Below are 20,767 nucleotides of genomic sequence, written 5' to 3' on the forward strand. Positions count from 1 at the left end.
ATCGGTTTTTGACTTCCTCCGCCAATGGCAAAACCGCGAAAGTATACCCTTCCTGCCGTCACTGCACACCCTTTTTCGCTGGTGTGCGGCACAGCCGGACATCCATGACCACACAGGACCGATCGATCGACTTTATGACGTACTCCGGCAGACTCATCGAATATCTTGATGGAGGCAGATTCATCTGCGGCATGGTCATCGAGAACCAGTCGAAACGGGTGCACCTTATCAATCAGAACGGTCGTGAAGTCAACCTCCCGGTCTCCCGGATCATTCATTGCTCCGAACACAGCTACGGCAACATCGGCGATCGCGAGTCGCTGGTGGGTGAGCTGAAGGAGGCCCACGAACGGCGCAATTCTCTGATGCGGGAAATCAACCTGGAAGAACTGTGGGAGCTGGTCTCCGAGGAGGAGGGCGCCGCGTTCGAACCCGCCTTCCTCGCCGAGCTGTCCCTCGGCGAAGCGGCCTCCGACGACAAGGTGGCGGCCTTTCTCCGCTGCATCTTCGCCGACCGGCTCTTCTTCAAGTTCCGCGAAGGCGTGATCAGGACCCACACCTCGGAACAGGTGCAGCAGATCCGCCAGCAGCTCGAGAAGGAACGCCAGGAGGCGGAGCTGATCAGGAACGGGGCCAGGGCCATCGCCGAGATCATGGGTCACCCGGCGGCGGGGTACCAGGCCGATCCCTGGCTCCAGGAATGCCTCGGCATCATCCGCGACTATTATCTGTTCGGCACCGAGGCGAGTCAGGCCGACCTGGCCCGGCGCATCCTCAAGGAGGCCCAGCTCGGCGGCCCTCACGACCCGTTCCATCTCCTCGTCAACGCCGGGGTCTGGGGCAGAAACGAAAACCTGCCGCTGCTGCGTCACGACATCCCGGTCAGTTTCTCGCTTCCCGCCCGCCAGCAGGCGGAGGCGATCCTGCAGAGCAATCCCCGGGAGCTGTTCGACGATCCCGGCCGGGTCGATCTGACCCACCTGGCGCCGCTGACGATCGACGGCGCCACCACCCTTGATTTCGACGACGCCTTGACGGTCCAGGAAGAGGACGGCAACTATCTGATCGGCATCCATATCTCCGACGTCGCCCACTATGTCCGTCCCGGCGACGCCCTGTTCAAGGAGGCGATGCAGCGCGGCACCTCGATCTATTTCCCGGAGGGGCAGATCCCGATGCTCCCCCGCCATCTGTCGCAGGGAGTCTGCAGTCTGATCCAGGACGAGATCAGGGCCGCCTTCAGCTTCATGATCCTGCTGTCGCCGACGGCCGAGGTCCTGCGGGTGCGGATCATGCCGTCGGTCATCCGGGTCGCCCGCCGCCTCACCTATGAAGAGGCCGACCGGATCATCGACCGTGACCCGGAACTGCAGATCCTCGATCAGTTACGGCAACGGCTGCGGCGACGACGCCTGGACAACGGCGCCCTGCTGCTCCCCTTCCCCGACGTCAACATCTTCATCGACAACAACGGCAAGGTCCACGTCAGTCTCGTCAGGTCGGACACCCCATCGCGGACGCTGATCTCCGAAATGATGATCCTGGCCAACACCGAGGCGGCCCGCTATATCTCCGACCGGATGGTGCCGGGGCTGTTCCGGACCCAGGGTCCGCTGAAGAACCGCATCGTTCACGGCGAAGACGACGACCTGTTCCAGAACACCCGGCAGCGCAAGCAGCTCCCCCGCGGCGAATTGCTGACCGCAGCCGGCATGCACAGCGGCCTCGGGGTCAATCACTACACGACCGTGACCTCGCCGATCCGCCGCCTGCTCGACCTCGTGATGCAGCACCAGCTCAACTCCATTGTCCGCCGCCGTCAACCCTGCTTTTCCGCCGACATGTGCAAGGATTTCACTTCGGTCATCAATCGCACGGTTACGACCGCCAACAATGTCCGCCAGCTGCGCCACCGCTACTGGCTGCTGAAGTACCTGGAAGACCGCAAGGGCCAGCTGTTCGACGCCCTGGTGATCGAATCCGGACCGAAACGGACCTTCCTCCTCCTGACCGACATCCTGATGGATGTGGATCTCCCCTGCCCCTCCGGCAGCAAACCGACCCCCGGCACCACCGTCAGGATCAGGCTGCTCAAAGCCGATGCCCTTGACAACCTGATCCGGTTCGACTGGTGAGTCCCCCCTGTGATGAAGATCTCTCCTTGCCGATACGGCAGCATCCATCCCGTTGTGATTAATCGCTTTGATGCCGCATTCGAACTTGGTATATTCGCTGCGGGGGGAGAAAATTCATCTCTGATATCAATGACGATGCTATGACAGAAGAAATGCTGCCCGGCGGCATCATGATGGTGAAAATCGACGGGAGCAAGGTCAGGCGTCTGCGCGAGCAGAAGGGCCTGACCCAGCTCTATGTCGCTACGGCCGTGCAGGTGACGACCGACACGATCTCTCGCTGGGAAAATAAGCGCTACCCTTCGGTGAAAAAGGAAAACTGCCTGAAACTGGCCGAGGCCCTCGGCGTTTCCCTCGATGAATTGCTGGAGCATCAGGACGATGAGGAACCGGAAGCAGTCGCCGACGAGCCCTCACAGGAACCCGGAGAACCGGCTCTCCCCAGACCGAGCAGAAAAATGCTGTTCATCGCCGTCGGTCTGTTTCTCGTTCTGATCGCCGCCGCCTTCGGCGGCTGGTATTATTTCCTCCGACCGGCGGAGGCGATCGTTACCGCCCGACGGATTCTCCCCAGACACTGCATGCCCGGTCAGCCGTTCCCGGTCATCATCGAGATCGCCGCCACCCCTGACCAACCGGTCACCCTGATCCTGAGGGAAATCCTGCCGGCCAAGGCAGTTCTGCAGAAGACCTCGCCCTCTCTCTCGGCAGCGGCCGGGAAGGACCGGGAATTGAAATGGCTGGAAAAGATAGACGGTCCGACCCGTTTCTTCTACACCGCCACCATTACAGGCGAGCCGGGGGAGGTCTTCCGGTTTTCCGGCGATATCGCCGTCAGTCAGGATTCGGAAAAAGCCCATTCTGTAACCGGCAACGACACCATCAGGACCGGCGCCCACCACTGGGCCGATGCCAATACCGACGGCATCCTCAGCGACAAGGAAATGCTGACCGTTCATGACGAGTACAGCGGGGCCGATAAGCTGGGGATCGATATCACGAAGATCGAGAAGATCTGGCAGGGTTCAGGCTACCGTTGGAACGAGAAAAAATCAACCTACGAGATACTGCCATGACCCAGGTATCTCTGCCGGCACAGGCTGCCGGAACCACGGAACAATCGATGGCGGGGATGGGGCCCGGCGCCGCAGCGGCGCCGCACCTCCACCGCTTCATTTTTTTCCTTTTTATCCTGGCATATGGGATCTCTTCATCCCCGGCCATGGCGGTCGAACCCGTCTCCGGCCACTACCTCTCTTCGTACGGCAAGACCATACGTCTCGAGTACCGCGTTCTCTATCCGCCGCCGGTCAGCCTGATCATCGAACAGTATTTCCCGTCGGGGCTGGAGATCATCAGCGCCTTCCCGATGCCGCAGATATACAACCGCAGCGCCGGTAAGATGAAGTGGATCTTCAAACATCTGCAGCCGGGGACGTATGCCATCACGGTCGAATTCAACCAGCCGATCCTGTCTGCCGACATTCAGGCCACATTGCGTTATCGCCATCCGGGCAGCGGCCTTTTCACCGAGAGCACGGTCCTTCCCTGACGCGGCCACCACCGATCCGTAACCCGTCATGATGCCGGCCGGCGTTCGACCTCCTCAGTTCCACACCGAGAGCGGCAGCAGCCGGGCAGCGACCATCCACATCGTCACGCCGACAAAGAGATCGAGCCATCGCCAGGCTCCGGGGCGGGCAAAGACCGGCGCCAGCATCACCCCGCCCAGGCTGAGCGAAAAAAACCACAGCACCGATGCCGAGCAGGCGCCCAAGGCGAAGGCCAGACGGGCTTCGGCAGGGAATTGACTGGAGATGGCCCCGAGCAGGACGACGGTGTCGAGATAGACGTGGGGGTTGAGGAGGGTGACGGCAAGAGTCGTCAAAACCACCTCTTTCACCGAGCCCGGCCGCCTCTCATCCGCCTGGAGGGAATTGTTCGCCATCGCCCGCCGCAGCGCTCTCGCCCCATAGGCAAAAAGAAACAGCGCCCCGCCCCAGGCTGCCGCTGTCTGCAGCGGCGGAGCGGCGGCCACCGCCGCGCCGACGCCAGCGACACCGATTGCAATCAAAACGGCATCACAGGAGCAGCAGATCGCTGCTACCAGCCAGTGATGGTGCCGGCGGATACCCTGGGAAAGAACGAAGGCATTCTGGGCGCCGATGGCGATAATCAGCCCCGCCCCGACCGCCATTCCCTGAATATATGCAGGAATCACGACATCTCAGCGCCCCCGCCGCGTCGCCATGAATATCCCCGAGGCGATCAGAATGATGCCGCCGGCGTGGTACCATCGCAGGACCTCGCCGAGAAAGACGATCGCCATGACACTGCCGAAAACCGGCAGGAGATGGATGAACATCCCGGCCCTGTTCGCCCCCACCAGTTCCACCCCCCGATTGAAACAGAGATACGAAACAATCGACGGAAAAACGGAAACGTAGCCAACCGCCATGACTGTCGCGGCGTCGATATGGAGGCGGTGGCCGGCCATGAACTCCCAGATGTAGAACGGCAGCAGCAGCAGATCGCCGACGATGAAGGTCGCGGTGACAAAACTGAGCGGATGCACGGCCGGGCGCTTGCGCAGGCCGATTGAATACCCGGCATAGCCGACAACGGCGATGAACACGAGGACGTCGCCGCGATTGATCGACAGTGAGAGGAGCGCATCGAGGCTGCCCTGACCGATGATCACCACGGCGCCGGCCAGGGACACGACCACCCCGCCTGCCTGCACGGCACTGATCCGTTCGCGAAAATACAGAAAAGACAGCGCGACGATCAGCACCGGCATCAACGACTGCATCAGCAGGGCATTGACCGCGATGGTGTATTGAAGACCGATGTAGAGCAGGGTGTTGAACGACGCGATCCCGGCGATCGACAGCAGCACGACGGCGAGCCAGCCGCGGCGCAGTAGCGCCATATCACCGGGGAGATGGCGCCAGGCCGGAATCGTCACCAGGATCGAGGCGATGAACCAGCGCCAGAAGGCCAGGGCGACCGGCGGGACATCGGCCCGTACCGCCCGGCCGACGATGAAGTTGCCGGCCCAGAAAAACACGGCCAGGATCAGGAGGAGATACGGGGAGTTTGCCAGTCCGAAGAGGCGTCGGGAGTTCATCGTTGGTTGACGGATGCAGCCGCATCAGGGCTGCGTAAACGAGGTTGTCGGCCGGGACGGACCTGCTCGGATCCGTCGGTACCCCGGACAGGAAGGGAGGCGCTGACCACGATCACCGCCGGAATCCACCTTGATGTCGAGAGTAACCACGATCTTGACCATCTAAAATTCACCGCCCGGGTCGTGAATGCCCTCCGGGCAGTACAACCTAGAACTGCCGGTCGAACAAGGCAACAAAAATTGATCGATCGGGGCGGTAAAAACCGCCGCCGGCAATCGAAAACAGCTGCCGGCGCCCGTCGTCCGCTCATTGCCGGCAACTCACCGCAAATATCATCAATATTTACATCTCGCTGTTTTTATTTGTATTCACAACAAGACATCGACCCGACATGGCCTTGATATATGGCCATCTGCGTCCCGATTTACCCTGATGTCCTCTATTTTTCTTTTTCACTCAAATCTATAAAGGAGGCAAAGGCAGCACTCGCATGACTATTTCAACCAAGGAGGATCACACCATGAAAAGACTGAAGATGGCGGTCGCGGCAGCAGTTCTTGCAGGAACGGTGGTAACGGGGAATGCGATGGCCGGCAGCAACGGCATCGACGGCCTGCTGCTGGGTGCAGGAGGCGGCGCGCTCGTCGGCCAGGCGATCGGTCGCGATACCGAGGGCACCCTCATCGGCACGGCCGTCGGCGGCATGCTCGGCTATATCGCCGGCAACGAAAGGGACAAGGGCTACGGCGGCCACTACCCGCCGCCGCAGCCTGTCGTCTACGGCCCCCCGCCACCGCCTCCCCGTCCCGTCGTCTACGCTCCGCCGCCGCCGGTACACGTCGTCTATGACCCGCCGCCGCCGCGGCATGTCGTCTTCGCCCCGCCCCCGCCGCCGCGGCGTCATCACTACCGGCCGGTCGAAGTCTGTCGGGAGACGGTCGTCGTCAGCGAGCGCCGTGGCCGCTATCGGGAAGAAACGACGACCGTCTGCAGAGACCGTGGAGGCTGGCGGGACCGCGGGGGTTGGAGGGATGACGGTTACCGCTACGACCGGCGTGATCGCCATGTCAGGTGGTAAAGATCGTTTTGTCCCGGAGATGTGACTTCTCCGCGTGAAATCGGGGAGGGATCCCGGCGCGACGGCAGTTCAAGCCGACAGGATCCCTTCCCCCTGTCGATCATCACGATGATCGCAGCGGGCTGCCCGGCAATCCTCCATGATATCGGCGTTTTTTCGTATATCAAAGTGTTGCATGTGTGTTATCATCCTGGCAAGAACAACTCGCTGCCTGTCAGGCTGTTACCAGGGATGAAGACACTTCAGGAAAAAACCTTCATACGCAGATGCATCACCGATACTCTCTCCGGCACCCGGGAAGGACTCTCCCGTTTTTCCGGCCAGAGCAGGGTGGCCGTCATCTACTGTCTTGCCCCCGACCACGAGCTTTTCATCCTCGATCCCCAGAACCTGCTGCTTGGCTACGAACCGAAACTGAAGGAGATCTATCTCAGCAACAGTGAATGGCGGTGCCAGGGCAATTTCATCTTCAATCGCAATTCCTTCAACCTCATCGATCCGGTACCGAGCCTGCATCTCGACGGGCGCATCTCCTGCGGCGGCACATCCGGTTCGGTATTCTACCAGATGTGGTTCACCGAACATCACCCGGACATGTGTTCGATCGGACCGACCGAACGGTGGCTCGAGCATGCCGTCCTCCGCTTCTCTCACGACGTTGCCGACGAACGGATCCTCTATACCGGGATCTCCGGCAGCTTTCTCCGGGAATACGCCACCCATGCCGTGCACGATTATATCGTCGACATGATCAACCTCAACCTGGGGCTGGACACCAGGATCGATGTCTACCACATCCTCGATTCGGTGCTCGGGGTCTCGAAAACCCATGAGGAAAGTGTCAGACCGCACGGGAAAATCCTGTTCGTCGAACCGCGCGTCCTCGGCGGCATTGAATTTCTCGCCCGCTTCCGGGTCGATGAACGACCCAGGGTCAACCACTTCAAGCATGTCACGAAGCTGCTGCAGACAGTCGAATTTTCGGACCGGAAACTGATTTCGGATGGCGTCAGCATCATCGGTATTTCGGAGGGCATCCCGTCTGAGTTTCACCTCACCGCCGAATTCCAGGGGAAGATAGGCTTCCTTTCCCTCAACCGGGAAAAAATCTGCAGTTTCAGCGACGGCAGTTACTCATCCAACACCCATCGCGCCAAACTGTTCGAGGTCGAGGAGGCGCTGCTCGATTACGATCTCGACACCGGCACCCGGAATACGCTCTTCCAGGCTATCGTCTCAATCGTGCACAGCGCCCAGAACAAGATGTTCGGCTGCACCCTCGTCATCGATCTCGCAGAAGAAAAATCGGTAATTTCCGGCCAGGACATCATTTCCCCCATCGATCTGCGGCTGCCGAACCAGTTGGATCTGGCCTGCGCCCTGTCGAAGGTCGATGGCGCCCTCCATCTCAGGGCGGATCTGCAGCTCCACGCCTTCGCCTGCCTCCTCGACGGCCACAGCATACCCGGCGAAGACCGGGCACGGGGGGCGCGCTACAATTCGGCCCTGCGGTTTTCGGCCGAACACCCCCTCACCATCATCGTCGTCGTCTCCGCCGATCGCCCGGTTTCGGTCATCCAGCATGGAAAAGAGATACGCCAGCGCAACAGTCTCGATCCCACTTCCCATTGCGCCATCTTCCCCGAACCGCTGGAGCAGCGGCTGACCTCCCGTTGACACCGGAGGAGAACTCCTGCCGCGAAGGGGTGCTCAATTGAGGGGAATGAGGACAGATTCGCCGGACGAAAGCACGTTGCCGAGCAACCGGAGGGGTGGGATCGAAATCGACGGCGGGACAGAGGCGGAAACCGCCCCGGAACGCCCCGACCGCCGGTGACAGAGGAGGGAAAAATCAGATATCCAAGGCCCAGTCAGGGATATGGTTGAGAATGTAGTTCTGTACGGATTCCTTCAACTGATCTTTCGGCACCGGCCCGACCGCCGCGATCAGTTCGTCGTAATCGAACCAGCAAACCTCCCGGTCGTCGTGGTTATAGACGGTGAGGACCCGTTTATCGGGATTGTTGATATCTTCCTCTTCTTGAATGGCGGCGACGATTTTCATCGCCTGATCACAAGTGAGAAATTTGATCGGCTCTTCGCTCATTTGAATTTTCTCCAAAGAAAAAGGCGAGTTGGAATCTCCCACTCGCCTTCATTACGGTTGCACAGCCACTATCGATCATGCCGGTTTGATGATGGCCCCCGATCGAAGACACCGGGTGCAGATCTTGACCCGCTGGGTGCCGCCATTTACCATGACCGCCCGAACCCGCTTCAGGTTCGGCAGCCAACGGCGCCTGGTCTTGTTGTGTGCGTGTGAGACATTGTTGCCGGTTTCCGGCCCTTTTCCACAAATCTGACATACCTTAGCCATTTTCACTCTCCTTCTATCTCATCCCGCCTTGCCGCAAACCATATACGTGACAGAGAGACGATTATTAACAGCATTCAGGAACAACCGTTTCAAAATCAGTTCTTTTACTTTCTTTTTCATAGAATAGCAATATATTTTGATGATTCCACCATGTCAGGATACCCCGGCGCCAGCGCTATTCGTTGTCCCCGGGCGGATTTTTTCACCGGCTGCGCCGCCGAAAACGGTTGCCGCCGTCATTTTCATCTCTCGGATCCGTCTCCATCGTGACTTTTGAACATCCTAGCATCCGTCCCGCGAACGAATGGCGCAACGATCGTGGAAATTGAGATTGTCAATTGCCGGATCGAACGGGTAATTTATGATCGTCACTTTTTTCAGCACAATGACGGATCGTGCTTATACTGGACCGATGACAGTTCGGTTCAGTTCCGGCAAGCCCCTCAAAGAGCGAAATGGCCGACTTCTCTCCTTTTTTCGATTGCAATCTGTTATCATGCATGGTAGCAGATTGCTCTCACATACAAGAATTATTCCTATAAACAGCACGGATCCATGAAACTTACCAATGAAATCTGGGGATTTTTCGCCTCTGTCAGGCTGGCAATTTTCACCCTCTGTTCCCTGGCGTTGACCTCGATCATCGGCACCGTCATCCCCCAGAACAAACCCGACTCCTGGTACGTCGAGACCTACGGCCCGGCAACGGCCCAGTTTTTTCAGGTGCTCGACATCCCTGACATGTATGGTTCGTGGTGGTTCCTCATCCTCCTGGGGCTGCTGTGCGCCAACCTGATCATCTGCAGCATCGACCGCTTTCCCACGACCTGGCGGCTCATGACCATTAACCAGCTGGCGGTCCATCCCGACCGCCTCCAGGGCATGGATTTACGTCAGGAATGGTCGCTGCCGTCACCGGTCGGCGAGAGTGCCGGCCAACTCAGCGCCGCACTGGCAAAGGCGGGATGGAAGCCGGCATCCCGGGAAATCGAGACCGGCACCCTTCTCTTTGCCGGCAAGGGCGGATGGTCGCGGATCGGCGTCTACGTTGTCCACATCTCGATACTGGTGATTTTCGTCGGAGCGATCATCGGCAACATTCTCGGTTTCAAGGGTACCGTCATGCTACCGGAAGGGGAGAGCACGACACGAATCTTCGCTTTCAACTCCTCGGAACCGATCGATCTCGGGTTCGAGATACTCTGCGACTCGTTCACGGTCGACTATTACCCCAACGGGATGCCTAAGGAATACGCTTCGGTTCTGACTGTCCGGGAAAACGGCAAGGAAATACTGAAACAAACCATCGAGGTCAACCAGCCGCTGACCTACAGAGGCATCACCTTTTATCAGTCGAGCTACCAGGCCTACAAGGATTTCATCGTCTCCATCGTCATCGCCCCTGAAAAGATCGGCAAGGTTTTCACCATACCCTATCAGCAGGAAATGGAATGGCCCGAACAAAACATCCGTTTCGGCGTCGTCAATGCCGAGGGAATGGGTGACAGGGTCACGCGGATCAAGATCTGGATGAAACATGGGGAGCAGCCGGCATCGACGTTCTGGGTCGAAAACGGCAAGGACGCAGCCATACCCTCCGCCGACAAGACGATCGCCGTTTCGGCCAAACAGATGTTCGCGACCGGGCTGCAGGTGGCGAAGGATCCCGGGGTGTGGCTGGTGTACCTCGGTTGCTGCCTGATGCTCATCGGCCTCTATGTCTCGTTCTTCGTTTCCCATCAACGCCTCTGGCTCCTCCTCCGCCCAGACAAGGGCGGAACCGGGACCAGCATCCTGCTCGCCGGCGCCAGCAACAAGAACCAGACCGGTTTTGCCCGTTCCTTTACCAGACTGGCGGATCGACTGCGAGGTTAACATCAATGGTTTCGATCCATGCAGGGCAACTCATCCATAACACCTTCACCGGCTTGCCGGAATTGACCTCACCTCGCTGGCGTTCGCGGAACACACGGAGAAACTCATGACAAGCTCACTACTTCTCGGAATCACAACGTTCACCTATCTTTTGGCGACACTGTGTTTTGTCTATATCTTTGTCTTCAAGGCATACCGTGCCTATTTTTTCGCCATCACCGTCACCATCCTCGCCCTGGTCATCCAGACGACCGGCATCGGTCTGCGCTGGTACGAATCGTACGCGATGGGGATCGGCCATGCACCGCTGACCAACATGTACGAATCCGTCGTCTTCTTCTCCTGGACCATCGCCCTGCTCTACCTGCTGATGGAGTGGAAATTCAGGACCCGGATTCTCGGCCTGTTCGCTCTGCCCTTCGCCTTTCTGGCCATGGCCTATGCCTCGTTTTCAACCGGCATCTCGAAAGAAATCTCGCCGTTGATTCCGGCGCTGCAATCGAACTGGCTGATCGCCCACGTCATCACCTGTTTCGTCGGCTATGCCGCCTTCACCGTGGCAGCCGGCCTCGGTCTGATGTTTCTCCTCAAGATCTCGAAGGGCGGTGAAAAGAAAAAAGGCGGAAGTCAGCTGCTCGCCGCCATCCCAGAGCCCGACATCATCGAGGATCTGATCTACAAATCGATGCTCTTCGGCTTCATCTGGCTCACCGCCGGCATCATCACCGGGGCGGTATGGGCCAATTCGGCATGGGGAACCTACTGGAGCTGGGACCCGAAGGAGACGTGGTCGCTGATCACCTGGTTCATCTACGCTATCACCCTCCACTCCCGCTATACCAGGGGCTGGACGGGGAAACCACTGGCCTGGCTGGCGATTCTGGGTTTTTTTTCCGTCATCTTCACCTACTATGGAGTCAACTTTTTCCTGTCCGGCCTGCACAGTTACGGATCGGGTTGAGATCCGCCCCAGCGTGCGGATCACCAGCGGTAAAACCGCACAGGGCATTTGACAAACAGCAGGAAAAAAAGTACAAATAGGCGAGTGGCAATGTAGTGTTGCCGGAATTTTTTTCCATATCAACGGAAGGGGTGAATCATATGATCAGAAAGGCATTGGCATGCGGAACAGCTCTGGCATTTCTCTTGTGCGGTCTGGCGTTTACCAGTCTGGCCGCGGACAACGGTCCGGAGACAATCACGATGACGGCGACCGGCAGCGACAAACCGAAACCGGCGACCTTCCCCCACAAGAAACATCAGGAACTCCTTAAGTGCGCCGACTGCCATCACGGCATGCAGGACGGCAAGCAGGTTGCCTATACCGAGGGGATGAAGATCGAAAAATGTGAGGCCTGCCACAACCCGGAAAAACTTGCCGGCAAGACCAAGGGCGCACTGAAGCTCGACACACTGAAAGGCGCCGGTCACGGCAACTGTCTCGAGTGCCACAAGGAAATGGTCAAGAAAGATCCGGCCCTGAAGGAGAAAAAACTCGACAAGTGTACGACCTGCCACACGAAGTGATCCAACCGGCAACCGGTCGCTGGAACGCGAAAAGGCCTCCCGGGGAACACCCCGGGAGGCCTTTTTTGTTGCATCTCAACAGCAAGATTTCTCGCTTCGCTTCGAAATGACAGCGGGGGACGGCATCATGGCCTCCGCCCTACCGGGAAAAACCAGCTGTTCTCGTTGTCACGCCACCGCAGGACTCAACCTTCCTGCATCTTCGAGATATCGCCGATCCGCAGGATCAACTCGCCGATGGCGGTCAGCAGATTCAGCCGGTTGCGGCGGATATCGAGATCATCGGTCATGACCATGACGTCATCGAAGAACCGGTCGACCGGCTGTTTCAGCTGCAGCAGGTCTTTCAGGGCGCCGAGGTAGTCGCGCTCGGCGAGTCTGGTCTCGACCTTCTCCCTGACCTGCAGATAGGCGACGTGCAGTTCCTTCTCGGCCTCGGCCTGCAGCAGCGAGGACTCGACCCGGGTATCACCGTTGTCTTTGACGATATTGCGGATGCGCTTGTAGGCGGCGGCGAGGACAGCGAAGGCGTCCTCGGAGCGGATCCGGCGGAAGGCCTCGATCCGCTCCAGGCTGTCGATGACATCGTCGAAACCGACCGAAACCACCGCCTCGACGGCCTCGACATCCATCCCCTTGGCGGCGCAGTCGTTGACGAACCGGCCCTCGATGAAGGCCATCACCGCCTTCACGGTCGCCGCCCCGGCATCGACCTTGTCGCCGTACAGGGCCAGCGCCTTGTGCACGACCTCCGACAGCGACAGCCTGTAGCCCTTGCCGGCAATGAGATTGAGAACCGCCAGGGACAGGCGCCGCAGACCGAAGGGATCGGCGGTTCCGGTCGGCACCTGGCCGATCCCGAAGCAGCCGGCAATGGTGTCGATCCGGTCGGCCAGGCCGAGGATCGCCCCGACGTCCGAGGCCGGCAGCTCGGCCCCGGCCCGTTTCGGCATGTAGTGTTCCTGGATCGCCATCGCCACCGCCTCCGGTTCGCCGTCACGCTGGGCATAGGCCCGTCCCATGACCCCTTGGAGGGACGGGAATTCCCCAACCATGCTGGTCAACAGGTCGGCCTTGCAGAGGCTGGCGGCACGGCAGGCGGAGATCGTCAGTTCGGGGCGGAGGATTTCGCACAGCATCCGGGTCAGTTTGACCACCCTCTCGGTCTTTTCCCGCATCGTCCCCAGTCTGGCCTGGAAGACGATGCCGCCGAGCTGGTCCCGGCGCGCTTCCAGGGTGGTTTCCCGGTCGGTGTTGAAGAAGAACAGGGCGTCGGACAGCCGCGCCCGCAGTACCCGCTGGTGCCCCTTGCGGCTGACATCGGGGTTGTCGACCCGGGTATTGTTGACGGCGACGAAACCGGGCAGCAGCCGCCCCGCACCATCGACGACCGGGAAGTATTTCTGGTGCTCGCGCATCGAGGTGATCAGCACCTCGGCCGGCACCTGGAGAAACTTGTCCTCGAAGGTGCCGCAGATCCCGAACGGATATTCGACCAGGTTGGTGACCGTATCGACCAGTTCCTCGTCGACGGCGACCCGGGCGTCACCCGCCCCGGCGAAGGTCTGCACCGCCTTCTCAATCTCCTGCACCACCGCCTGCCGGCGTTCGAACGGATCGACCAGGACATGGTGATCGCGCAACTGCTCCACATAGGTGGCAGCCCCGGTCACCGTGAAGGGCACATGGGCCATGAAGCGATGACCGCGGCTCTGGGCCGAGGAGACGATCCCTTCGTGCTGAACGGTGATGACCTCGCTGCCGAACAGCGCGGTCAGCCACTGGATCGGCCGGGCGAAGGGGTGGATATTGCTGCCCCAGCGCATCGACTTGGCGAAGGTCATCTCGATGATCAGCTGCAGCAGCAGTTCAGGCAGCAGTTCCGCCGTCGGCCTGCCGGCAACTTCCCGTACAAGCATCAGATACTCGCCCTTCGCCGTCTCCACGACCTGCAGGTCGTTGACCGTCACCCCTTTCGAGCGGGCGAAGCCTTCGACGGCCCGCGTCGGTCGGCCGTCCCGGTCGAAGGCGGCGGCCTTCGACGGACCGAGCAGTTCCTCGCGGCTGTCCTGTTGCCGCTCGACCAGGCCAAGGACGATCAGGGCCAGCCGTCGCGGGGTGCCCTTGACCAGGACCTCGCCGTGGGCCAGGTTGAGGGCCTGAGCCTTCCTGACAAAATTGTCGCGCAGTTGGGTCAGGGCCGGCTCGATGAACCCCGCCGGCAGTTCCTCGGTACCAATTTCAAACAGTAAATCGCGCATAAGTCGTCGTTATCAGGGTAAAGGTATCTGTTGGCACGCGCATGGCATGAGATTACACGGTTGACTCGAGGGTGGCGAAGGTCGAATACTCGTTGCCCAGATTCTCGACCCGCAGGGAAAACCAGCCGACACCGGCCAACTGCGACAGACATTCGGCGATCCGGCGGGTCAGGGTCTCGACTGACAGCATCTCCTGGCCATTGCCGGCGGCTTGCCGGGGTTCGTCGCCGATTGCGCGCTCGATATGGAGGATGAGGTCTTCGATCCAGATGAAGCTGTTGAGCCTGACCGTCACCTCGGCCCGGCCCCACTGTCCCATCGAGCGGGGAAGCCCGCTGGTTTTCTGCCTGATCAGCGGCAGGACCACCGGTATCTCGACTTTCAGCTGCAGATCCGGCTCCTGTTCGAAAGAGCCGATGAACGAACAGCGATAATGACAGAGGTTGAGCGAATCAGGCTTCCGTTCCTTGGCCAGAAAATAGAGGAAGGTCATCTCGAGGTGCGAGGCCTCGGCATCGAGGCGTTCCTTCATCCTCGCCATGATCTGATGGAAACTCTTCATGCCGATCTCCCCATGAAACTGGTTGAGGATCTCGACGAAACGGCTCATGTGCGTGCCCTTGAACCGGTGCGGCAGGTTCACGTACATGTTGACGGTGGCTATCGTGTTCTGGCGGGTCTTCGCCTTGTCGAGCACGGTCACCGGATAGGAGATGGTCTTGACGCCGACCTTCTTGATATTGATCCGACGATGGTCAGTCTGATTCTGGATATCCTTCATCCGAGATTCCTGCGTGTGCACCCTGGTTCAAGCACCAGGCAACCGCTGTGAACCCTGTCATCGCTCATTATTTGAGACCTCCATCCTTCATTCGCCGAGGTATTTCCGTACCACCTTGAGCAGGTCGCCGATATCGGGCGACTTGACCACATACTCATCGGAGGCCCATGCCCCCAGGTCCTGCTTGTATTCGTGATACGCACTGTTGAGGATGATCGGGACAGCGGCGTTCTCCATTTTCAACTGCCGCAAAACCTCGATGCCGTTCAGACCCGGCATCTGGATGTCGAGGACCACCAGATCCGGCCTGTCGCTCTTGAATTTTTCGATGGCCTCGTCGCCATTGTAGGCACAGACCACCTCGTATCCTGCGTCCACGAACTCTTCACGGTACAGAAGCTGGATGCTCGTATCGTCATCGACCAGCAGTATCTTTTTCACATCCTTCTCCTTTCGATTTAGGAGCCGTTACGAAATATCATGGACATTTTTTTTATTTCGTTACGGCTCCTTATGCCGAACCTGAAAATTGATTCGGCCAGGCTGTTTTCTGACATCGGCTTAGAGGGCCTCACGCAAATACTCGGCCGCCTCCTCAGGGGGCAGGGGATTGATGTAAAACCCGGAGCCCCATTCAAACCCGGCGATGGATGTCAATTTCGGGACGATCTCAAAATGCCAGTGGAAATGCTCGACACCGCCGAACCGGAGGGGTTCGGTGTGCAATACAAAGTTATAGGGGACATTGGGAATGCAGGCATTCAGCCGCCGCAGGGTCTCGGAGAACTGCGACGAGAGGGAGAGGAGGTGGAAATCATCGAGCTTGCAATAGGTTGAGGAATGCTGTTTCGGCAGGACCCACATCTCGAACGGGGTCCGGGGGGCGAAGGGGGTGATGGTGATGAAATGCTCGTTCTGGCACACCACCCTCACATCCTGCTGCATCTCCTGCCTGATGATATCGCAGAACACACAGCGTTCCTTGTACTGGAAGTAGGAGAGCGAGCCCGCCAGCTCCGAAACGATCATCCGCGGCAGTATCGGCAGGGCGATCAACTGCGAGTGCGAATGTTCCAGCGAGGCCCCGGCAGCGCGGCCGTAATTCTTGAAGACCATGACATAGCGGAAGCGCGGGTCCTTCTCCAGGTCGGCAATCCGCTCCTTGAAGGCCTTGAAGACGAAAAAAATCTTCTCCGGCGGCATCTGGGTCAGGCTTTCGTCATGATTCGGACTTTCAACGATGACCTCGTGGGCGCCGATGCCGTTCATCCGGTCATACAGCCCTTCCCCTTCCTTGCCGAGATCGCCCTCGATGACCAGGGCCGGATATTTATTGGGTACGACCCTGACCTGCCAGCCGGGCTTGTTCGGGCCCCGGTCTCCCCCAAGCCTGTAGGCCAGGACCTCCGGCGGCGTCGTATTCTCGTTGCCGGGACAGAGCGGGCAGAAACCACCGAGAGAGGTATGGGTCTCGATCGTAAAATCACTCGGCCGCTTTCTCCGCTCCTTGGAAATGATGATCCAACGGCCGAGGACAGGGTCCCTGCGCAGCTCAGGCATATCTCAACCCTGCCCCTGTGCCTTTTCTTTCGTTTCCTGCAATGTTTTGCAGTCAATGCAGAGCGTCGTCACCGGACGGGCCTCGAGCCGTTTGAGACCGATCTCCTCCCCGCATCCTTCGCAAATGCCGTATTTATCGTCTTCGATCCTGCCCAGAGCCTCGTCGATCTTGGAGAGCAGGCGTCGTTCCCGATCACGGATGCGCAGCTCAAAACTCCTGCCGGACTCGACAGTGGCACGATCATTGGGATCGGGGATATTTGTCGTCTGGTCGGTCATTTCCGACAGCGTCTTACCGGCTTCGTCAAGGATCTCATCACGTTTCTGCAAAAGCTGGAGCCTGAATTTTTCGAGCTGCTCTTTCTCCATCAACTTCTCCTTCGTTACATATAATGGTGCGAAACTACCCGCGCTGTTCCCCGCGAAGGTATGTTCCGCTCTTGCCACCGGTTTTCTTCACCAGACAGATATCGCTGATGACCATCGACTTGTCGACGGCCTTGCACATATCGTATATCGTCAAAGCCGCAACCGACACGGCTGTCAGGGCCTCCATCTCGACGCCCGTCTTGCCGCAGATCCCGATTGTAGCTCTGATATGTATCAAATTTTGATCATCTTGGAAAGCAAAGTCAACATTGCTGCTGGTTATGAGCAGGGGGTGGGTGAGGGGGATCAGCTCGTGGACCTTTTTGGCCGCCAGGATGCCGGCGATCCGGGCCACCCCGAGTACATCCCCCTTGGCCATCGCTCCCGATTTGACGAGGGCATAGGCCTCCCGGCTCATCCTGATGGCGCCGGTGGCCTCGGCTACCCGCAAGGTTTCCGTCTTGCCGCTGACATCGACCATCCGGGCATTGCCCTGGGCATCGAAGTGCGTGAATTCAGGTTCTTTTCGTTGTGCCATACCTTCTCCGCCCCCGTTATTTTCCCAGGACCTCGTTAAACAGCCGGGTAAAAAACCCTTCCCGCTCCTTGTGCTGGCCATGCTTCTCGCACAGCGTGTCGAACTTGCGCAGGGCCTCTTTCTGCTCTTCGCAGAGGTTGGTCGGCGTCTGGACCTGCAGTTCGACGATCATGTCCCCCCGACCGTGCCCGCGCAGACTCGGAACCCCTTCCTTGCGCAGGGTAAAGATGTCTCCCGACTGGCTGCCGGCCGGGATATCGAGCTTTTTCTTGCCATGGACGGTCGGCACCTCGACGGTCGTCCCCAGGGCGGCATGTATCATCGATACCGGTAGGCGGCAGTAGATGGTATCGCCGTCGCGTTTGAAGAACTCGTGGTCCTGGACGTGAATGATGACGTAGAGATCCCCCGCCTGGCCACCGCGACGCCCGCCTTCGCCCTCGGCGCGCAGACGCATCCGGGCCCCGGTGTCGACGCCGGCCGGGATCTTGATGATGACCTTCTTTGTCTGCTCGACCAGGCCGACGCCGTCGCAATCGCCGCACGGGTCGGTTATCAGCTGGCCCTCGCCCCGACATGTCGGACAGGTCGTGCTGACCTGGAAAAATCCCTGCGACCGGATAACCTGGCCCCGGCCGTTGCAGGTCGGGCAGGTGGTCTTCGGATGTCCCGGCCTGGCTCCGGTGCCGTCGCAGGTCCAGCAGGTATCGCGGCGGGTCAGTTCGACCTCCTTCGATGCCCCGTGCACCGCCTCCATAAAGGTCACCGACAGGTCATAGCGCAGGTCGTTGCCCTGAATGGGGCCGTCGCGGCGGGCCTGTCCCCGCCCCCCGCCAAAGCCGAACAGATCACCGAAGATATCGCCGAAACTGGAGAACACATCCTCGAAATTTCCAGGCCCGCGGTAGCCGCTGTTTTTCAGCCCGTCATGACCGTAGGTGTCATAGATCTGCCGTTTCTTTTCGTCGCTGAGGACTTCATAGGCCTCGGTGCATTCCTTGAACCGAGCCTCGGCCTCCTTATCGTCGGGGTTACGATCGGGATGGTATTTCATCGCCAGTTTGCGATAGGCCTTCTTGATCTCGGCGACGCCGGCGTTGCGACTGACTGAAAGAATCTCGTAATAATCGGTGCTCATATCAACTCAAGGACAGGATGGTCTTCATTACTCGACAGCGCTGCGCTCTGTATCTTCTGCAGGCTTCGGCTGTTCCTTGACGGAGGTGTCGGGCAGATTGTCGACATTGCCCATCGTCACCCTGCCGGCGGCGATCTCCCGCAAGGTCATGACAATCTCCTTGTTCTTCCCGGCGACCAGAAAGGGTTCCCCCTGACGGTGCTGCTTGATCCGTTTGACTGCCAGGTGGATCAGATTGAATCGGTTGTCGTCACCGACCTGCGCAAGACAATCTTCCACTGTGATTCTCGCCATATGCTTCTATCCTTGTCTGATTTGTAACAATCGAAAACTGCGGTTGTGAAACGCACTTCTGTCTGCCGGTGCTAACACTTTTCGAATGGGTTTTTGAGCAGCAGCGTCTCGCTGCGATCGGGACCGACGGACACGATGACCGCCGGTGTCCCGGTAAAATCCTCTATGCGGCGGATGTAGTCTTTCGCCGCGCCGGGCAGGTCTTCGAACTGGCGGATGCCGGTGATATCCTTCTGCCAGCCGGGCATCTCCTCGTAGCGCGGAACGACCCTCTCCACCTGGCGGATATTCGAGGGCATGGTCGCCAGGGTTTTCCCCTCGAGGTCGTAGGCGTTGGCGATTTTCAGGACCGGTTGCCCGCTCAGCACGTCGAGCTTGGTCACGGCGAGGCCGGTCAGGCCGTTGAGACGGACCGCGTCGTTGACGACGATCCCGTCGAGCCAGCCGCAGCGGCGCGGCCGGCCGGTCGTCGCCCCGAATTCATGGCCCTTGGCCTGCAGCTCACGGCCGACCTCATCGTTCAGCTCGGTCGGGAAAGGCCCTTCCCCGACCCGCGTCGTATAGGCCTTCATGATGCCGACGACCGCATCGATGTGGGCCGGACCGTAGCCCGAACCGTTGCAGGCATTGCCGGCGACGGTGTTCGACGAGGTGACGAACGGATAGGTGCCGTGATCGATATCGAGCTGGGTCCCCTGCGCCCCTTCGAACAGGATATTGCGCCCGGCCTTGCGCGCCCGATCGAGCTCGACCGAGATATTGCCGACAAACGGGTTCAGCCGCTCGCCGAAACGCATATAGTCGTCATAGATCGCCTCAAAGCTGACCGGCTCTCCCCCGTAGCGCTGGGTGATCATAAAATTCTTTTCCTCGATGGCGGCCTGCAGCTTGTCGCGAAACAGGTCCGGATCGAGCAGGTCGCCGGCCTTGATGCCGATCCTGCCGACCTTGTCCATATAGCAGGGGCCGATGCCGCGGCCGGTGGTGCCGATCTTTCTGGCCATCGAGGCCTCCCTGGCCTGGTCGAGCCGGCCGTGATACGGCATGATCAGATGGGCGTTCTCGCTGATCATCAGGCGTTGCGGGGAAACGGCCAGCCCCTGCTGCTGCAGGCTGTCGATCTCGCCCAGCAGCACCCCGGGATCGACAATGACGCCGTTGCCGATCATGCAGATCTTGTCCTCATAGAGGATACCCGACGGGATAAGGTGGAAGATGAATTGCCGCCCGTCAACGACAAGGGTATGGCCGGCGTTGTTGCCCCCTTGAAAACGGACGATAAAATCGGCATACCGGGTCAGCAGGTCGACTATCTTCCCCTTGCCCTCATCACCCCACTGCGTTCCTACCACCACCACACTGGCCATCTCACACTCCTCGGACCTTCCATGTATTTGTAGAAATAAAAAGACTCGGCCTTCTATATCAAGTCAAATCCACACGAGACAAACTCGTAAATATAGCCAAATCAATCGATAAAGTCAATTGCTCAAAACTATCCCTGCTTATCCAGACAACTACTTGTTTTTAAAGATTATTCCTTTGCACAGTGGTCACTCGCGGCCGATCCTCGCCGCCGGCGTCCGCCTCCGCCGTTGACACTGCCAGGCAAATACCGTACATTTCCACCGATGCCGGGAGCATGATCAGATCCAGGCCCCATCGGTTCCACCGAAGTCAGCCCGTCCCGGGATTCACCCCGG

21 protein-coding genes are annotated in these 20,767 nt (G+C 59.2%); 8 read left to right on the plus strand and 13 right to left on the minus strand.

The features are described from left to right. Positions 1-104: 104 nt before the first annotated feature. The 3 genes from HNQ81_RS02145 (at position 105) to HNQ81_RS02155 (ending at position 3,687) form a co-directional block, all read left to right on the plus strand. The gene (locus HNQ81_RS02145) at positions 105-2,135 is read left to right on the plus strand and encodes an RNB domain-containing ribonuclease (RefSeq protein WP_240191588.1); all 2,031 of its coding nucleotides are present in this window, start codon (positions 105-107) and stop codon (positions 2,133-2,135) included. A 140-nt stretch (positions 2,136-2,275) separates the two neighbouring features. Then, positions 2,276-3,211, plus strand: coding sequence for a helix-turn-helix domain-containing protein (locus HNQ81_RS02150; RefSeq protein ID WP_183347821.1), 936 nt, complete (start codon positions 2,276-2,278; stop codon positions 3,209-3,211). Then, a complete protein-coding gene (locus HNQ81_RS02155; RefSeq protein WP_183347824.1) occupies positions 3,208-3,687 on the plus strand; it encodes a hypothetical protein in 480 nt (159 codons plus the stop codon). Before HNQ81_RS02150 ends, HNQ81_RS02155 begins: the two co-directional genes overlap by 4 nt. Positions 3,688-3,741: 54 nt before the next feature. On the opposite strand, the gene HNQ81_RS02160 is transcribed toward HNQ81_RS02155, so the two are convergent. Next, positions 3,742-4,356 (minus strand): LysE/ArgO family amino acid transporter, encoded by a 615-nt coding sequence (locus HNQ81_RS02160; protein WP_337833410.1) that lies wholly within the window; start codon positions 4,354-4,356, stop codon positions 3,742-3,744. 6 nt (positions 4,357-4,362) lie between these two features. Continuing rightward, positions 4,363-5,265, minus strand: a complete 903-nt coding sequence (locus tag HNQ81_RS02165) for a DMT family transporter (RefSeq protein WP_183347825.1) — start codon at positions 5,263-5,265, stop codon at positions 4,363-4,365. 521 nt (positions 5,266-5,786) lie between these two features. Here HNQ81_RS02165 and HNQ81_RS02170 point away from each other — a divergent pair. Then, a complete protein-coding gene (locus tag HNQ81_RS02170; protein WP_240191587.1) occupies positions 5,787-6,344 on the plus strand; it encodes a YMGG-like glycine zipper-containing protein in 558 nt (185 codons plus the stop codon). A gap of 231 nt (positions 6,345-6,575) precedes the next feature. Next, the gene (locus HNQ81_RS02175; RefSeq protein WP_183347826.1) at positions 6,576-8,021 is read left to right on the plus strand and encodes a DNA integrity scanning protein DisA nucleotide-binding domain protein; all 1,446 of its coding nucleotides are present in this window, start codon (positions 6,576-6,578) and stop codon (positions 8,019-8,021) included. 175 nt (positions 8,022-8,196) lie between these two features. Here the strand turns inward: HNQ81_RS02175 and HNQ81_RS02180 are convergent, their stop codons facing one another. Together HNQ81_RS02180 and rpmB are read right to left on the minus strand one after the other, a co-directional pair. Then, the gene (locus HNQ81_RS02180) at positions 8,197-8,451 is read right to left on the minus strand and encodes a hypothetical protein (protein ID WP_183347827.1); all 255 of its coding nucleotides are present in this window, start codon (positions 8,449-8,451) and stop codon (positions 8,197-8,199) included. Between the two features lie 75 nt (positions 8,452-8,526). Further along, a complete protein-coding gene (gene rpmB / locus HNQ81_RS02185; protein ID WP_183347828.1) occupies positions 8,527-8,721 on the minus strand; it encodes a 50S ribosomal protein L28 in 195 nt (64 codons plus the stop codon). 555 nt (positions 8,722-9,276) lie between these two features. On the opposite strand from rpmB, the gene resB reads away from it, so the two are divergent. From resB to HNQ81_RS02200, 3 genes are all read left to right on the plus strand, one after another. Further along, positions 9,277-10,596: a cytochrome c biogenesis protein ResB gene (gene resB, locus HNQ81_RS02190; RefSeq protein WP_183347829.1), complete on the plus strand. Its 1,320-nt coding sequence runs from the start codon at positions 9,277-9,279 to the stop codon at positions 10,594-10,596. Positions 10,597-10,702: 106 nt separating this feature from the next. Then, a complete protein-coding gene (gene ccsB / locus HNQ81_RS02195) occupies positions 10,703-11,557 on the plus strand; it encodes a c-type cytochrome biogenesis protein CcsB (protein WP_183347830.1) in 855 nt (284 codons plus the stop codon). Between the two features lie 140 nt (positions 11,558-11,697). Continuing rightward, entirely contained in the window at positions 11,698-12,123 is a 426-nt protein-coding gene (locus HNQ81_RS02200; RefSeq protein ID WP_183347832.1) for a cytochrome c3 family protein, read from the plus strand. Positions 12,124-12,308: 185 nt separating this feature from the next. Here HNQ81_RS02200 and glyS read toward each other — a convergent pair whose 3' ends face one another. From glyS to HNQ81_RS02245, 9 genes are all read right to left on the minus strand, one after another. Then, on the minus strand, positions 12,309-14,384 hold the full coding sequence (gene glyS, locus HNQ81_RS02205) for a glycine--tRNA ligase subunit beta (RefSeq protein WP_183347834.1): 2,076 nt from the start codon (positions 14,382-14,384) through the stop codon (positions 12,309-12,311). Between the two features lie 52 nt (positions 14,385-14,436). Beyond that, positions 14,437-15,165, minus strand: a complete 729-nt coding sequence (locus tag HNQ81_RS02210) for a GTP cyclohydrolase, FolE2/MptA family (RefSeq protein WP_183347836.1) — start codon at positions 15,163-15,165, stop codon at positions 14,437-14,439. An 87-nt stretch (positions 15,166-15,252) separates the two neighbouring features. Beyond that, the gene (locus tag HNQ81_RS02215; protein WP_183347838.1) at positions 15,253-15,606 is read right to left on the minus strand and encodes a response regulator; all 354 of its coding nucleotides are present in this window, start codon (positions 15,604-15,606) and stop codon (positions 15,253-15,255) included. Between the two features lie 120 nt (positions 15,607-15,726). Further along, positions 15,727-16,725: a galactose-1-phosphate uridylyltransferase gene (gene galT, locus HNQ81_RS02220; RefSeq protein ID WP_183347839.1), complete on the minus strand. Its 999-nt coding sequence runs from the start codon at positions 16,723-16,725 to the stop codon at positions 15,727-15,729. A gap of 3 nt (positions 16,726-16,728) precedes the next feature. Next, the gene (dksA, locus tag HNQ81_RS02225; protein WP_183347840.1) at positions 16,729-17,094 is read right to left on the minus strand and encodes an RNA polymerase-binding protein DksA; all 366 of its coding nucleotides are present in this window, start codon (positions 17,092-17,094) and stop codon (positions 16,729-16,731) included. A gap of 34 nt (positions 17,095-17,128) precedes the next feature. Continuing rightward, positions 17,129-17,632 (minus strand): cyclic pyranopterin monophosphate synthase MoaC, encoded by a 504-nt coding sequence (gene moaC / locus HNQ81_RS02230; protein ID WP_183347842.1) that lies wholly within the window; start codon positions 17,630-17,632, stop codon positions 17,129-17,131. Positions 17,633-17,648: 16 nt separating this feature from the next. Continuing rightward, positions 17,649-18,770: a molecular chaperone DnaJ gene (gene dnaJ / locus HNQ81_RS02235; RefSeq protein ID WP_183347844.1), complete on the minus strand. Its 1,122-nt coding sequence runs from the start codon at positions 18,768-18,770 to the stop codon at positions 17,649-17,651. 27 nt (positions 18,771-18,797) lie between these two features. After that, the gene (gene rpoZ, locus HNQ81_RS02240) at positions 18,798-19,064 is read right to left on the minus strand and encodes a DNA-directed RNA polymerase subunit omega (RefSeq protein WP_183347846.1); all 267 of its coding nucleotides are present in this window, start codon (positions 19,062-19,064) and stop codon (positions 18,798-18,800) included. A 71-nt stretch (positions 19,065-19,135) separates the two neighbouring features. After that, positions 19,136-20,431 (minus strand): adenylosuccinate synthase, encoded by a 1,296-nt coding sequence (locus tag HNQ81_RS02245; RefSeq protein ID WP_183347848.1) that lies wholly within the window; start codon positions 20,429-20,431, stop codon positions 19,136-19,138. Positions 20,432-20,767: the final 336 nt, after the last annotated feature.

Source organism: Desulfoprunum benzoelyticum (assembly GCF_014201505.1).
In the GTDB taxonomy this organism is placed as follows: Bacteria; Desulfobacterota; Desulfobulbia; order Desulfobulbales; family Desulfocapsaceae; genus Desulfoprunum; species Desulfoprunum benzoelyticum.